Annotated in this window: 14 protein-coding genes and 1 pseudogene; 7 read left to right on the top strand and 8 right to left on the bottom strand. The window is 41.8% G+C overall.

The genetic code is table 11. The features are described from left to right. Nucleotide 1 precedes the first annotated feature (1 nt). From GPLA_RS11300 to GPLA_RS11285, 4 genes are all read left to right on the top strand, one after another. Nucleotides 2–2,407, top strand: coding sequence for an efflux RND transporter permease subunit (locus GPLA_RS11300; protein WP_040514561.1), 2,406 nt, complete (start codon nt 2–4; stop codon nt 2,405–2,407). Nucleotides 2,408–2,499: 92 nt separating this feature from the next. Beyond that, nucleotides 2,500–4,383, top strand: a complete 1,884-nt coding sequence (locus GPLA_RS11295; RefSeq protein WP_040514560.1) for a DUF1302 family protein — start codon at nt 2,500–2,502, stop codon at nt 4,381–4,383. Nucleotides 4,384–4,398: 15 nt separating this feature from the next. After that, nucleotides 4,399–5,727 (top strand): DUF1329 domain-containing protein, encoded by a 1,329-nt coding sequence (locus tag GPLA_RS11290; protein ID WP_007105048.1) that lies wholly within the window; start codon nt 4,399–4,401, stop codon nt 5,725–5,727. Between the two features lie 69 nt (nt 5,728–5,796). Then, nucleotides 5,797–6,369, top strand: coding sequence for an antibiotic biosynthesis monooxygenase (locus GPLA_RS11285; protein ID WP_007105047.1), 573 nt, complete (start codon nt 5,797–5,799; stop codon nt 6,367–6,369). A 27-nt stretch (nt 6,370–6,396) separates the two neighbouring features. On the opposite strand, the pseudogene GPLA_RS23210 reads toward GPLA_RS11285, so the two are convergent. The 4 genes and pseudogenes from GPLA_RS23210 to GPLA_RS11270 all read right to left on the bottom strand — a co-directional run. After that, nucleotides 6,397–6,594: pseudogene (locus GPLA_RS23210) on the bottom strand (ACT domain-containing protein); the annotation flags it as partial. A gap of 496 nt (nt 6,595–7,090) precedes the next feature. Next, a complete protein-coding gene (locus tag GPLA_RS11280; protein WP_040514559.1) occupies nt 7,091–7,906 on the bottom strand; it encodes a DODA-type extradiol aromatic ring-opening family dioxygenase in 816 nt (271 codons plus the stop codon). A 17-nt stretch (nt 7,907–7,923) separates the two neighbouring features. Further along, nucleotides 7,924–8,868 (bottom strand): glutathione S-transferase family protein, encoded by a 945-nt coding sequence (locus tag GPLA_RS11275; protein ID WP_007105044.1) that lies wholly within the window; start codon nt 8,866–8,868, stop codon nt 7,924–7,926. Between the two features lie 61 nt (nt 8,869–8,929). After that, nucleotides 8,930–9,421, bottom strand: coding sequence for a DoxX family protein (locus GPLA_RS11270; RefSeq protein ID WP_007105043.1), 492 nt, complete (start codon nt 9,419–9,421; stop codon nt 8,930–8,932). Between the two features lie 150 nt (nt 9,422–9,571). On the opposite strand from GPLA_RS11270, the gene GPLA_RS11265 reads away from it, so the two are divergent. Beyond that, nucleotides 9,572–10,480, top strand: coding sequence for a LysR family transcriptional regulator (locus GPLA_RS11265; protein WP_007105042.1), 909 nt, complete (start codon nt 9,572–9,574; stop codon nt 10,478–10,480). A gap of 322 nt (nt 10,481–10,802) precedes the next feature. Here the strand turns inward: GPLA_RS11265 and GPLA_RS23995 are convergent, their stop codons facing one another. The 4 genes from GPLA_RS23995 to hpaI all read right to left on the bottom strand — a co-directional run bounded on the left by GPLA_RS23995 (nt 10,803) and on the right by hpaI (nt 14,174). Next, nucleotides 10,803–11,105: a GDCCVxC domain-containing (seleno)protein gene (locus tag GPLA_RS23995; RefSeq protein WP_456095265.1), complete on the bottom strand. Its 303-nt coding sequence runs from the start codon at nt 11,103–11,105 to the stop codon at nt 10,803–10,805. A 419-nt stretch (nt 11,106–11,524) separates the two neighbouring features. Beyond that, complete coding sequence (locus tag GPLA_RS11255) at nt 11,525–12,358, bottom strand: prephenate dehydratase (protein WP_007105040.1); 834 nt, start codon at nt 12,356–12,358, stop codon at nt 11,525–11,527. A 3-nt stretch (nt 12,359–12,361) separates the two neighbouring features. Continuing rightward, nucleotides 12,362–13,300 carry a ketopantoate reductase family protein gene (locus GPLA_RS11250; protein ID WP_040514558.1) on the bottom strand — a complete coding sequence of 313 codons (939 nt, stop codon included), beginning with the start codon at nt 13,298–13,300 and terminating at the stop codon, nt 12,362–12,364. A 61-nt stretch (nt 13,301–13,361) separates the two neighbouring features. After that, nucleotides 13,362–14,174 (bottom strand): 4-hydroxy-2-oxoheptanedioate aldolase, encoded by an 813-nt coding sequence (gene hpaI / locus GPLA_RS11245; RefSeq protein ID WP_040514557.1) that lies wholly within the window; start codon nt 14,172–14,174, stop codon nt 13,362–13,364. A gap of 632 nt (nt 14,175–14,806) precedes the next feature. On the opposite strand from hpaI, the gene GPLA_RS11240 reads away from it, so the two are divergent. Both GPLA_RS11240 and GPLA_RS11235 read left to right on the top strand, forming a co-directional pair. Beyond that, nucleotides 14,807–15,265 carry a GNAT family N-acetyltransferase gene (locus GPLA_RS11240; RefSeq protein WP_007105037.1) on the top strand — a complete coding sequence of 153 codons (459 nt, stop codon included), beginning with the start codon at nt 14,807–14,809 and terminating at the stop codon, nt 15,263–15,265. Nucleotides 15,266–15,364: 99 nt separating this feature from the next. Beyond that, a partial coding sequence (locus GPLA_RS11235; RefSeq protein WP_040514556.1) for an SDR family NAD(P)-dependent oxidoreductase occupies nt 15,365–15,886 on the top strand: 522 nt, incomplete at its 3' end.

Here is a 15,886-nt window from a genome sequence, read left to right as displayed (position 1 = left end):
AATGACAACTAAGCATCGGTTTACTCACTTTTTACACGCACTAGAAACTAGTATATTCAAGCGTCCATTGTTTGTTCTAGGTGCAATACTCTTATTGACGTTATTCTTTTTAAGTCGTATTCCCGCCCTAAAAATTTACACTGATTTTGCAAATCTGTTACCTCAAGAACACCCTTATATAAAACTTCACAATAGTATTAAAGACAGTTTTGGTGGTGCTAATGTGTTGGTCGTTGGCGTTGAGTTTACTGACGACGATATATTTTCAAATGAAAACTTAGCAATTTTAGATCGTGTCACCATGGCAGTAGACAACTTACCCGGTGTTAACCACAACCTTGTTGCCAGCTTAACCCATCGAAACTCAAGACATATATGGTTAACCGAGGTTGGCAGTATTAACTCTCAACCTTACTTTGATTCAACTTACGGCAAATATAATGATGCTGAGTTAGCGTTAATGCGCGAAAACGTCGCCGCTAACCCTCAAGTCTATGGCCCATTAGTTGCACCTGACTTCAAAATGGCACTGGTCAAAGCACAGCTAATAGAGGGACAACTAGACTACGAAAAAACCTTCACGCAACTACAAAAAATTATAGGCGAAGAAAGCCAAGCCGGCGTGACTATTTACGCTACTGGGCAGCCAGTTCTAGTGGGCTGGGCTTATACCTATATGGAACAAATTCTACAAATCTTTATTTTCACAGTATTAATAATGTTAGCACTGTTGGTATTCCATTTTCGTAAAGCTTACGGCGTGTTAGTACCTCTTGGCGGGGTACTTATTTCAACAATATGGGGCTTGGGTATTATCAGTTTGCTGGGGTATAACCTTGACCCCCTAGGTTTGGTCATCCCCTTTTTAATTGCGGCTCGGGCCATGAGCCATGGCGTGCAACTAGTTGAAAGATATTATGCTGAATTAAAATTTCACCCAAAAGGTAGTGATGCTGCAAAAGCCACCTTCGATAGTTTGTTTCGGCCTGGCACTTTGGGCGTTGTTTCGGATGCAGTTGGCTTATTATTGATTGCGGTAGGATCAATACCGCTAAATACTCAGCTTGGCTTCTATGCATCGATATGGGCGATGACGGTAGTATTAACTGTATTGGTGGGTGTGCCCTTGTTACTTACAGTATTACCCACACCTAAAGATCCAGAAATAAAAGAAACATTTTTGCGCTATATCGGTTCCAGTTGCTCTCGCATTGTTGCTCGCCCTAAGGCGGCCCCAAGATTGTTAATAGGCGCGTTTATTTTTACTATCGTGGGATTATTCGCCGCTTCGCAAGTACAAATTGGTGATTCCGAACCGGGCTCTCCAATACTCTACCCCGACCACGATTACAATATTTCATCCCGAACGGTAAATGAACGATTTCCTGGCTCTGAAGAGCTATACATCATAGCAGAAACGGATACTAATGGCGGCCTAAAACGACCCGAAGTGTTGAAGTCCCTCATTTCACTACAGACACATATGCTAACCGATCCTGAAGTGGGTGGAAGCAAAGGGTTGACTGATCTTGTCCAGCAAGTTAATCGATTAATGCATAATAATGACCCTCGCTGGTATCAGATCCCTCACGATGCTTCATATGTTGGTGGTTTGATGTTCACCTATATGGCGTCTAGTCCAATTCCGGGCGCATTAAATGAATTCAATGATACAGATGACCGCATTGCCAACTTAGTTTTTTATTATAAAGACAGACAGGGTGAAACCATTCGCCGTGCTATTCATATGGCAAAAACATGGATTGAAGAACATGGTAATGACGTTGAAGGATTAGAAATTCGTCTGGCTGGGGGCACCATGGGCGTGGCTGCAGCCATGAATGAATCTGCCTTTGAAACCAATATCATCGTGTTGCCACTTGTCTTTTTGTTTATTTTTGCTTTTGTCATGCTGTTTTATACCTCTTTGCACGCAGGTTTAATGATGCTTTCGACTATGTTATTTGCATCAATTTTAACCTATGCCTACATGGGACTCTACGGCATGAGTATTGACATTAATACTGTGCCAGTGGTTGCAGTTGGCATTGGTGTTGGTATCGACTACTCCATTTATATGATGGACCGGATCCGTGAGTTTATGGCGAAGTCAGGCAATTTAATTGACGCAGTTCGCCAATCGATAGCTACCACTGGCATGGCCATCAGCTTCACGGCGGTCACATTGATCGCGGGTATCGTTATGTGGGTCATCCTGTCAGAACTGAGATTCCAGTCTGACGCAGCTCTTTTGCTTTGCGTCATGATTGTGATCAATGGATTCGCTGCGATGCTTTTGGTGCCGTCTTGGGTACTGGTTTTTAAACCTAAATTTATTGTCAATGTGTATAGCGATGAAGACGGTGTGCTGCATGCCAATGCGCCTGACGAAAAATCCACTGTTTAGTCAATCCCGACATAAAATGGCGGAGTAACTACCTGAAATCAAAGCCAACTAAAGTTTGGCGATTTCTTTTAGCACATATAAGAGGACCTAAAATGCCTAAAAACACACAAAACATAAAGTGTACGATGCTCAAAGTTGCACTGGGATTTGCCCTGTTACCTGTTTTTCAGCAGAGTAGCTTTGCAGAGGACGTTCGAGTAAATACATATATCGAAAACGCAACATTTTTTCGTAAAGATGTTGGTTTATCTAAATTTCGTAACACACTGCAAATAGAAGCTGCAAAAAGCTTTAAGTCTTCAGGTTCATTCAGCAATGTTTCATTAAGTGGGACGTTCCGTTTAACCTACGATGGTGTATATGATCTCAATGATGAAGACTTTGGTGAGAAAGCAGGCAGAGCAATTTCTATTGAGAACGTTGCAGCGGGTCCGGGCGCTACAGTGCTCTTTGGTGAAGGTTTAGCCTTTCCATTTACTTTCGATACTGCAAATAATCCTAACGAAGGGATGATCGTACTCGGTGAGAATCTTCATGCTACCGATGGCGGCGTTGCTATGGGAGTTCCGGTACGTCCTTGTGATACAGATTCTCGCGGCTGTATTAACGGCTATCTCGACAAAGACATGCAAGAACTCCGTTCACAAGAGTTAAACGACCGTTTAGATTTTATTCGTGAACTTTATTTTGATTTTGATTATAACCTGGATAATGGAAGTATCATTAGTACCCGACTAGGTAAGCAGCAAGTCATTTGGGGACGAACTGACTTATTCAGAGTACTTGACGTTATAAACCCGGTTGATTATTCACGTAACAATATTTACGACGAGTTAGAAGATATTCGCATCCCCATGTGGATTTTAAAAACGGATTTCCGGATGGGAGCAACCGAGACTTTCGATGACGTAAACTTACAACTAATTTGGAACTTCGACCGCTATCGCCCGAATGATTTAGGTCAATGTGGTCAACCTAATGTAATCATAGATGCAGGCTGCTTCTTCAGAGGCATGAACTCCTTATGGGATAACGGTGGAACCGTTGCTAACTTTGCTGGCGGCGTAGCGGCAACCGACTTTGGTCCAGGACAAATTGGCATACGCCAGGCCAACTTGCCAAGCTGGAGTTTATCAAATACTCAAGTAGGTCTTAAGTTTGAAGGGGTTTTGGGAGATTTAGGCTTTTCTTTAAACGCCTTGAGTTATCGTTCACAAATGCCTTCAATAAGAGCGAACATACAAGCTCAAAACGCATTCACGGGTGAGGTAGGGCTATGGCCAGCGCTAATTGCTTTTGATATTAATTTTCCTCGTTTAACCATGCTTGGTGGTTCAATGGATTATTACTCTCAAGGTATCGATACCGTGTTTAGAGTCGAAGCTTCTCATACCTCTGGTGAAGAGTTTGGAAACACCTTGAGAGAAGATCTGTACTCTGAGTCTGATGTTGTGCGCTATGTACTTGGTGCAGATAAAAGCATCTTCATTCCTTTCTTAAATGATAAAACTGCGTTTCTTTTCTCGGGCCAAATATTTGGTCAGCACATATTAGATCACGAACGCGAAGAACGCTTATTAGGGACTGCTGGTATACCTGATTGGGAAGAAAACTGGACAGCTACCTTGCTTATTAAAGGATGGTGGATGAACAATAGATTGAGTCCCCAAATTCTTGCTGCACATGACGTTAGAGCAAGTGCTACTGCTGTATCATTGTCGGTTGAATGGATTGTTAATGACAACTTTAAATTCACCGGTGGTGTTAACTTTAAACTTGGAACCGGCGCGCGTAAGTTTGACGACTGCCGAACATGTAACCCTTGGTCACCATTTACTGCAGCGTTTCCTGAACATACACCAGGGTCTACTTTAGGCCTGCAAGGTTTTGAACCTTTAGGACGTTTTCAATCGGGCCCAATTGGCATGGCTCAAAAAGAAGACGAACTTCAATTTACCCTTCGCTACAGCTTTTAACAGAGGATTAAAAACATGAAAAAACTAATTTCAGGCATTAAGCTTAGTATTGCCGCTACTTTCGTAACAAGCGCTTTGATGACAACATCAGCATTGGCAGCAGATGAAGTTATTCAACAGTCATTCTTCCCATACGCCCAAAGCACACCTTCATTTGAAGGTCTAGCAAAGGGGATGGTCATTGATAAGTCTAATGTGGCTCAGTTTAAAGATGTCATTGACCCAGCGTTTTACGTATTTATTGAAAAGGGTTTCACGTCGATAGTCGTTGGCGATACGACTTCATTGGCCTTACACCAAAGCTATATAGACGCTAGTACCAAAGGTTATAGCAAAGTTACTCTTGGCGAAAAAGTAGGCGAGATAAGTGGTTGGGAAGCGGGTAGACCTTTCCCCGCCGAACCGAGCAATGATGATCCACGTGCAGGTGAAAAGCTCGCTTGGAACTATAAATATGGTTATAACTGGGGCGATAGCGCTGCAATATACCCGTTTTATTGGAAATATCGGGATATGGATTCGGCAAAAGTGGAACGAACTATTAAGTTCAACTTTCACTTTCTCAACTTTAAAGGTCGGGTAAATCAGCAGCCCACGCCTGAAATCACGCCTAACCCGTCAGATTTGTTTCGTTCTATTTACGTGCAGGTTTTGGCACCCGACGATGTGCGCAATACACAGCTGTTGATCCATCGAGCGGCCGACGACTTAAAACGCGATAACTCGTGGTTATACCTTGGCTTTCAACGCAGGGTTAGACGTTTAGCGACAGGTCAGGTTACCGATGCTTTCTTAGGATCAGACTTGATGATTGAAGATTTTGAAGGATACAATGGCCGTATTTCAGATATGAATTGGGAATATAAAGCAACGCGTTATATGCTGATGCCGTTCTTTAATCATAATGAGTTGACCCTAGATACAGAAACGCATAGCGACAGTGACGGCTATCAAGTTGTCGCCTTTAGTGGTCAAGGTGGATGTTTCCCTAATATTACCTGGCAATTACGCAAAGTGTATGAAGTAGAAGCGAGTCCGGTAAATGATTCGCATCCATTATCAAAACGTGTGCATTTTATGGATGCTCAAACTTTTACAATACCCAGAACGATTTCATACGATCGCAAAGGTACTATGTGGAAAACCTTTACAATTGGACAGTCTGATCCGGACCATCATTTGCCAGCAAATAAAGGCTCGGGTGTATCTATTGATGATGCATTTAGTATGATTGACGTTCAAGCAAATCATTGCACAACGGGACAATTTAAGGGGCAAGTTGACCCTGAACTTACACCCCCTAGCATGTTTAGTGTGCAGCACTTGCGTGCAACGGGCAGTTAGTTAACTCTCTCAACCCCTTGGGGCTGGCACTTGCAGCCCCTATTTTATTGTATTGTGAGGCAAAAGCCAGTGACAGCAAAAAATGAACCTATTACGGTGATTGTTTCACGCCGCGTTAAGCCTGATAAAGTAGAGGAGTTTGAATCGCTTAGCTCAGAAATGACTGAACGTGCTAGTCAGTTTGCAGGGTATATGGGCACGACTTTATTTAAACCATCTTCTAGCAATGATCCTGAATACCGAGTGATGTTCAAGTTCAAAGACATAGACAGTTTGAAAGTGTGGGAGGCCTCGTCTCAACGAAGTGATGTATTAGAAAAAATTGAAGGTTTATTAATTTCGACAAGTGAAAGAGAACAAGTGTCTGGCTTGATCACATGGTTTACGCTACCGTCGGCAAATCCACTAACTCCGCCTCCTCGCTATAAAATGACACTTATTAGTTGGTTAGCATTATACCCAGCCGTTACCTTTATCTTTTGGTTATTGGGTACTTGGTTAGCAGAATTCCCCCTGATTTTGAGAACCTTTTTGGTAACTGCGCTTGTTATTGTTCTGATGACTTATGTGTTGATGCCTTTTATGACAAAAACGTTTTCCTTTTGGTTATATCCGAAGCCAAAACATAAAGGCGACAATTAGTCCTCAGTGTAATTTTAATGGCAGCTCTTAAATTTTTACTGACTTGTAAGAGCCAAGCACTTTTACCTTATTCGTTTGGCTTATTTCCTTTAAAGCCTCTGCGACACTAACATCCGATTTGCTACCCTCTAGTTCAATAAAGAAATGGTATTTCCCGAACGATTTCCGTGTGGGTCGCGATATAATAGAGCTTAGGTTTATTTGACGTGCAGAAAAAGATTGAAGAACTTCACCTAACTATAGTCTCTACGCCCATACCAACAAGTGCGGTAGGGGACGTTGAGTAAAACGTTAATTTCATCATTTGTCAGGTAATCAAAGGTAAAACGATCTTGTCGTTTCTCAGGAATTGCCAAGACAGGCTGCATATCAGCCAATAAATCGGGTTTATCGGCAATAGCAAAATCGTCAAAATGAGCGTATCGAGGTTAAACGCGCATTGCGCGTTTGCACTTTATTATTGCGCTCATCTTCTAAGTGTTGCAAAAATAATATGACGATATCTGCATTGATATCATTAAAGAAAAATGTCGATATGAAGCCAATCGGCGACTAACTTATCTCCTTTACTGCCTCGCCAGGCTCCGAGGAAAACCCTACCATGGCATGTTCAAGAATGACAGTTTCTAATCATTCCAAACTCCCATCCACTTCAAAGTGGTGACCGTTCAAGTTCAGGATCAGGTAGGCAATCTCAATTGCACCATCGTTCATTTTCTATTTACTGCTCTTGCTGGCGCTCCCAAAGAAACATTGACGATTGCCTTTTCATAATCTCTGCTTTGAATACTTTGTCACTCGGCTTAGTGGCCATGCCATAACATACATGCAAAGGGATTAAATGCTCTTCCCTTGGATGACAATACCTCGCGGCTGGTGCAGATTCCCAATGCGCTAGTCTTTCCTCTCTTGCCTGTTCTGACAGCGCCTCATCGCTAACTGTTTCACCCAACCACACGTCAAAGGCGAGGTTATTCGTGCGAGCCTCCAGCGAATTTGGAGTAAAAAATGCGCGCATATTGTGAAACGAAAATCCGGACCCAATGACCAGTAAGTTATCCCAATTGAGTGACTGCAAAGCCTTGCCCATCTGAATATGCAGGTCTGGATCAAGACTGTGGACCAATGATAACTGTACACAGGGAATTTCTGCTTCCGGATACATGATTTTAAGTGGCACAAACAAGCCATGATCAAAACCCCGTTGCTCGTCTTGCACCGCGTCAATACCGTTTTCTTTCAGTACTTTCACTACACTATTTGCCAATAAAGGTTCACCCGATGCCTGATATTGAATCTCATACGCTTCTTTTGGAAACCCTCCGTAGTCGTAAATAATTCCAGGATTAATTCCTGAGGTTACAGTAGGTAAACGCGCTTCCCAATGAGCACTGATCACCAATATCGCGCTGGGCTTATCCACTTCTGCGGCGATCTCTTTTAACGTCTCCACCATTTCATTATGATCTGGGTCTCCTAACAAAGGCATGGGACCCCCACCATGAGAAATGTAGACAATGTTTCGTTTCGATTTCATGTTAACTCCAGCTATTTTTAAAGCTCAGGACCAACGGGAACAATCCCAGTGGGGTTAAGCGCTTTTATCGAGTAGTAGCCTGCTTTAATGTGCTCAATATTAACCGTACCTTGAATACCCTCTATCGCCAAAATACGATGCATGTAATCTTGGAGTTTTGGCATATCTTTGATCCTGTTTCGATTACACTTGAACAGCCCGTTGTAAGCCACATCAAATCGAATCAAGGTCACAAATAAACGAATATCTGACTCAGTGAGTACATCACCAAATAGAAATTCACGTCCATCTGCCAGTCTTTCTTCCAACGAATCGAGCGCAGTAAATACTTTTACAAAGGCTTCTTCGTAAGCTTCTTGTGTAGATGCAAAACCGGCTTGATAAACACCATTATTGAGATCGGAATAGATATATTCATTTGTCGCATCGATCTCTGACGCTAACTCCTTGGGGACTAAATCAGGACCAATACTTTTTATATCGACAAATGCTGTATTAAACATTCGAACAATATCCGCCGACTCATTGCTAACAATGGTTTGTGTTTTCTTATCCCATAAAACAGGAACGGTTGCTCGACCAGTAAATTCTGGCGTGACTTGGGTATACAGTTCATGCAAATAGGTTGCTCCGTTGAGATCATCACTATCACTGCCGTTGAAGCCACCAAACTGCCATCCCTGATCCGTCAACTTCGGGTTGACCACTGAAACGGAAATAATATCTTCCAGGCCTTTTAATGCTCTCGCCATTAAGGTGCGACTTGCCCAAGGGCAAATGTAAGCTACGTATAAGTGATATCGATCAGCTTCCGCTTTAAAACCACCTTCACCAGTGATACCAGGCGAGCCATCTGGTGTAATCCAATTTCGAAACGACGATGTTTGTCGTATAAAGCGACCTTTTTCATCTTTGTTCTGAACCGGTTGCCAATTTTCTTGCCAAACGCCATTCACTAACATGGGTAAATACCTCCATAGAAATGACCTTCCTACAGTAAAGGAAGGCATTACTTATTGAACATTAAGCTACTTGTTTTAAGTGCGATAACTCATTAACGGAAGCACTACCAACGACGTTTTTTGCTATTGCATTATCAACCGCATAGCTTCCAGCGCCTTGAATAGTTAATGCTACAGTTGCAGCAAACAATGCAAGTGCGTATTCATAACCATTGTTTGTCAAGAAAAGACCATGCTCAAAGTGGACGCTAAAAATAGCCACTAACATAGTAAAAGCGCTTACTGCAGCAGCAGGTCTGGTTAGCAAACCAAGAACCAAGACAAGGCCGCCAAAAAATTCTGCACTGCCAGCCAAAAGGGCCATCAAATACCCCGGCTCCAATCCGATACTTGCCATCCATTGCCCGCTGCCTTCGAGACCATAACCGCCATACCAGCCGAACAATTTCTGTGCGCCATGAGCGGCCAAGATAATCCCAACAGGTACTCTTAAAGCTAAAGCCGCAAAGCCAGCATCTGATTTCAATAGCTTATGTAAAGTTTGCTTATTCATCGTTTAATTCCTCCTAAGTCGTAAATGAATACTGACCGTGCACACTGCCTCAATCAGGTTAATATCTATACTACTACCAACATAACGATGAATAAATAATGCTTTTATGGAATAATTACAAACATAATGTTTACAATATGGGCTTTATTTATGGACCGCTTAGAAACAATGAAAGCGTTTGTCACCGTGGCAGAACTGGGCAGTTTTACAAAAGCTGCTGAGAAACTAGCGACTTCAAATCAACTGGTGAGCAAGTATGTATCTCAGTTTGAAGAGCAATTAGGTGTGAGATTGTTTAATCGAACAACTCGGCGTGTTCACTTGACCCAGGAAGGAGAGCAGTGTTTACAGCATGCAATACATATTCTGGATAGTGTTCATGATATGGAAAACCACTTTGGAGAGATCCAAAAGGCTGCCAAAGGGCTTTTACATATTAGTGCACCAGTCTCTTTTTCAACACTGCACCTTGCGCCACTAATACGGGATTTCAAAAAACAGTACCCGGAAGTTGGTGTCAATCTGGAGTTAAGTGATCGCAAGGTGGATGTTATCGAAGAAGGATTTGATGTAACACTGAGGATTGGGCACTTAAAAAGTTCATCTTTGATTGCAAAAAAAATAGCGCCTGTCAGATTAGTACTCTGCGCGGCTCCCTCGTATATTGAAAAATACGGGGCTCCGACCCACCCAAAGGAATTGAATAATTCGCATTTTCTACATTACAGCTACATGGATTACTCTGCATCCGAAAATCCATTAATGAAAGTGCTGCGCGCTAGTTCGCAGAGCAATCAATCTGGATTGGCTGCAAACAATGGTGAGATGTTAATGGCAGCCGCTATTGCTGGTGAAGGCTATATTTTGCAACCAACATTTATCGTCGGAGAAGCGCTAAAACAGGGAAATCTCAAAACCATGCTCAATGATTTTGAACTTGAGACTATGGGGTTATACGCAGTCTATCCGCATCGAAAACTTCTTGCTCCAAAGCTTCGTGCCTTTATCGACTTTATTAGTTCTTATTTTGGAGATCCACCCTATTGGGATCATTATTGATTAACACTCTCTGATGTCGACTGCCTCAAGCAGCTGGTTTAATCTGGATCCTATACTGGCGCTGACGGCCAATCGGTGATCAGAAAGGTCATTTTTTCGAAGAATTGGAACCTATAAAGTATCATAATATCAAAGGGACAAGTGGCCTAAGTGGGCGTTTTTTACCGCTTTTGTAGTTTGACCCATATTTCACCTTATTTTCAGGTGATCAAGGTAGGTCTAGACACCCGCTTTGACTATCGGGCTTTGCCCCCATAGCTTGGCCGGTTCCAGAATCTGGCTGTAACGCCGCTTCTGGTTCCAGAAAAAGCAGTTTGATGTATCATGGGTAGCGGGGTGATGATGGCGTGTGCAAGATAGTAATCGTGAACTGGCAAGATGCGTATAAAGTTTGAGTACCACAGCAGCCACCTTTGCCTTTACTTTCGGTTGTAAGTTGAATCGGCGGACATGGTACGGAGCCATAAGAACAATACACACAACAGTCACCCGCTTTGGGTTTCAACAAGGTATGACACTGTTCGCACTCGTAATACCACTGGCACGCGTCGGTGGGCATGGATTCTGTTTTTTTATGGCCACATTCAGGACAAGTCAGCACTGACTGCAAAATCACCTCTGGCATCATGGTATTTCCTTTTTCACGATGGTTAATGGATAACCGGCATTACTGGTTGCTTCGACCTTAACTTGATCACCTCCGACATAAAACGAATCAATACACTTTCCTTTTTTCTTAAAACTAGGACGGCCAACACACTTTCCATTCTTTTTTTCTTTTTAAAAAAGTCGCTCCATGCTCGATTTAAAATGACGGTAGTTAGTTGGTTGGCACTTTATCCTGCAGTCACGCTTATTTTTTGGCTATTTGGACCTTTACTTGCAGACCTACCTTTACTTATTAGAACCTTCGCTGTTACGGCGGTTGTTATCGTTGCTATGACCTATTTTTTGATGCCATTTATGACCAAAACCTTCTCATTTTGGTTGTATCCGAAAAAAAATAATAATACAGAAAGTTAGCAATTTTTCGTGGCATAACAATCAACTTTGAAGTGTTGCCTTTTTATATGCACCAAGCACCTTAACTTTATTTCGTTGACTTATCTCTTGCAAAGCTGAAGCCACCAAAGGATCGTTTTGACTACCCTCTAGTTCAATAAAGAAATGGTATTTCCCGAACGATTTCCGTGTGGGTCGCGATATAATAGAGCTTAGGTTTATTTGCCGTGCAGAAAAAGATTGAAGAACTTCACCTAACAAACCTGGATGATCGTCATCGTCTAGTACAATGATACTCGTTTTGTTGGCATCGTTTGAGATGGGATGATTATTATTGCGACTTAAAACCAAGAACCGCGTTTGGTTATTCTCGTAGTCATTTACACTGTCAATAGTCAGTGCAAACTGTTCAGAATTAAACGAGCCTGAAGGCACAATTGCACCCACTTTAGCATTACCAGCTAAACATTCATGTAAAGACTCAATGTTACTTTCAGTTAGTTGGATATTGGCATTATCAAGACCACTAATAAAGTCGACACATTGACCTTTTGCAACAAACTGTACAAATAGCTGCTCTATTTCGTTAATACTCGCCGAATTTGCAACAAATGAAAACTTTATGGGTAAAAGAATTTCGTCAATTATACTCAAGTCTAAGGCTGCCAACTCGTCTAAAACAACCGCGATAAAACCCTCAGAAAAGTTCTCGATAGGTAAAATGCCAATATCACTTGAGAGACCGATCTCATGCAATACACTTTTAATTGAAGGTAGAAAACAAATATTACAAGACTCAGATTGCTGTTTGATAAATTTATGTGTAGCCAGTTCTGAAAATGTTCCAGCGGGACCTAGTGTGACAATTTTTAACATATTCTACCTTGCAAATTCAGTGAGGCTTTGCCAAAACTGTTGATTCTGAGGAGCCGACACACCTTGTAATTTTGACCTTTCAAGCACGCTACCAACAATTGCATCCAATTCAATTGGCCGACCTTGTTCTTTGTCTATCAGCATAGAGGTTTTGATTGGCGCGAAATTTTTTATAAGCTCAAATAAATTTTCTATATCTTGCTGGCTAATTATTACGCCATCATTAAGAGCAGCAACAGCAGTTTCTTGCATCGCGCTAAGTACAACAGTCGCATAATATGGATTGTGAGTCAGCTCAAACGTATCTAAACCGGTAATTGCCGACAACGGATTGACTCCGTTATTAATGACAAGTTTCTTCCACAATTCCGATTGTATGTCGGATGTGAGTTCAAAAGGAATATTAGCGAGTGCTAGATATTTAGCAAAAATAGTCAGCTTAGTTGGCATCAATTGATGCTTGTCGAGTTTTGGCCATGGGCCGTAGGTGATTTTTGCAATGCCAGTAGAAACTACTTCACCCGGTTTAACAACTTCACCACCAATTTTTATGGCCATGCCACCCCAAATTCTTTTAGCACCGAAAGCGTTAGCTAAAAATGCTTCGCTATCAACCCCATTTTGCAATGACAATATAGGACAGGTAGATGGCTCTAACCACTCCCTAAGCTCCATCAATACAGACGAGAGTTGATTCACTTTTAAACAAATTAAGACGACATCAAACTGATCACTTCGATACTGAGTCTTTAAGCTTGCGTGGTCTAGAGCAGTTACTGCGCTAATGCTCTTTTTTCCTTCATGTGTAACTTTAAGTCCACTTTTTTGAATTGCCTTTAAATGGTGTCCCCTAGCGGTGACAGTTACTGACTTACAGCATTGGATTAACCGGCTCGCATAATATCCACCAATCGCCCCACAACCTATTATCAAAATGTTCATGTACTTAAGTCAATCCATACTAAATGAGCTGCTTTCATTTGAATTCCGATTATATTTTTCTTCAGTAAATTGATAGCCCTTCGGATTTTGGTTTTACTAACGACGGTTTAAAAACCTCGGCTAGTCTTGCTGATGATTCTAGCAATAAGCCTGTATCAGTGCCCACACCTACAAATACTGCGCCGCATTTAATGTAATGTTTTGCCAACTCTTTATCACCGGTAAGTATTCCTGCGGCTTTGCCAGAAGCAACAATACGAGCAATACAATTTTCGATTACCTGCTGTACTTCTGGATGCCCAGGATTTTTTATGTGTCCCATAGATGCGCTTAAGTCAGCTGGGCCAATAAAAATGCCGTCTACACCTTCTACTTGTAAAATATCATCTAAATTATTAACACCCGTCATTGTTTCGATTTGAAGTAGAACACAAATTTCCTGATTCGCCGTCTCCAAATAGTCCTTTGTCCTGTTAAATTGGGAAGCGCGAGCAAGAGGGCTCCCTACCCCACGTATCCCCTCTGGCGGATATCGTGTGGCGGCTACTACTTGCTGTGCTTGTGAAACTGTGTCAACCATAGGTGCTAGTATGGTTTGCACGCCTAAATCAAGTATTTGTTTTATTCTGACTGAATCAGGCCATGGAGGTCTAACAATTGGAGTAACAGGGTATGGAGCGACTGCTTGCAGTTGTTCAAGGATGCTTCTTAAATCATTGGGAGAATGCTCAGCATCAATAAGAAGCCAGTCAAAATTTGCACCTGCAAGCAGTTCAGCAGTGTAGGCGTTTGCTAGTCCAAGCCATAATCCTATTTGTGCTTGCTTTCCCTTTATAGCTAATTTGAAATCATTGATAGGTGCTGGCACGGACATTCCTTAATTTGATTAAAACAGTTTCTTTGAATTTTACTTAACATTAGCATCAGGCGAGCCGCTGTAATGACTTTAAGCTAGAAGCTATGCACGAGTTGTGCCAGACCATTGGGGTAAAGAACAATGTTATTTGTGTACCTGTATTTCAGTGCGTTATGGTTGGATGGGGAAATTTCAAGTTAAACAAAAGCTAACGCAATAGATGCATCATCCAAGGATATAATGAATTATTTTGCGAGTTTCCCTGATACTTTCATCAAATGACCATTTTAGTTTAAAAGATATGATAATTTGCATCCGATCTCTTTTAGCGCTTTTAATCGACACGAATCTCATGTTTGTTCGCGTGATTAATACCTATGCTTGTTTTGAAAGTCATTGCAACTAGACTGAGCACTTTCCGGTCAACAAACAACCCTGAAAATCAACAGAGCCTTATGTCAGCTATCAGGCAATTTTACTCTTTAACCAATATTACTCAACGGCGGAAATGAGATCAGCCGCCAGTCAATGACGATACTCGCTACAGCTAGTATACTGAGTTAGCAAACGTTCTAACAACAGACGTGAAATATTCTTGGTAAGGACATCTGTGCTGGGGTAAAGTTATACAAAGATTCAGAATCAACTATATGAAAATAGAATTTAGACAAGCTAAAAAACAAGACATCGATCGATGTATCGAAGTAAGGGGACTAACGAGTGACAATCAGTTTACCAAGAACGATTTAGCAGCAATTGGTGTAACCGCTGTTTCATGGTCCCCGTTAATTGAAAATTCGGAAATTGTTGGCTCTGTAGCCCTAGATAAAAATATCATTGTCGGTTTTTGCTTTGGTGAATCAGTTACGGGTGAAATACTGGTGCTTGCTGTGCTATCTGGTTATGAAAGGTTTGGCATCGGGAAAGAGCTTTTATCCAGTGCGAGCAAACAACTATTTACAATGGGGCATAAAGAATTGTACTTAGCCGCATCCGCAACGCCAGTCGTCAGATCATATGGTTTCTATCGACGTGTGGGTTGGCAACCGACCAATACTTATAATGACGATGGTGATGAAATATTAACGCTTAACAAATACGCTACTTAATGCTAAGAATTAGACAAATTCATACACCACTGCCGCACCATTCTTTAAACACCTCGAGTTTAGTTTTGTAAAACCTCAAATGATCAAGGCGATACGTAAATGAAACCATTATCAAACAAAGTCGCGCTGGTCACAGGCGCAAGCAGGGGCATAGGAAAAGGTATTGCTTTATCTCTTGGGAAAGCTGGAGCTAAAGTCTATATAACGGGTAGAACTGTAAATGAGGGAGAGTCTGCATCTAGATTGTCAGGCACCATATATCAAACAGCCAATGAGATATCAGAATTAGGTGGGGAATGCATTGCTATTCAATGTGACCACGTTGATGACGCTCAAGTTGAATCTGTCTTCGACACAATAGTCCGAGACGAGAAAAAACTAGATATCCTAGTGAATAACGTTTGGGGAGGATATGAACACTACACGGACGGCACAGAATTTTGGAATGAGAATGAATTTTGGACACAGCCAAACTCGCGTTGGGATTCTATGTTTCAAGCAGGTATTAGAGCTCACTTTATAGCAAGTCGACTTGCAGTCCCTTTATTAATAGAGCATCAAGGTTTAATAATTAACCTTTCTTTTTTTGCCGCACAACGAAATGATAAAGGCGTTGCCTAT

This window comes from Paraglaciecola polaris LMG 21857 (assembly GCF_000315055.1).
In the GTDB taxonomy this organism is placed as follows: domain Bacteria; phylum Pseudomonadota; class Gammaproteobacteria; order Enterobacterales; family Alteromonadaceae; genus Paraglaciecola; species Paraglaciecola polaris.
Note: the sequence above shows the minus strand (reverse complement) of the source record. Positions and strands in the feature narration are given on the sequence as shown.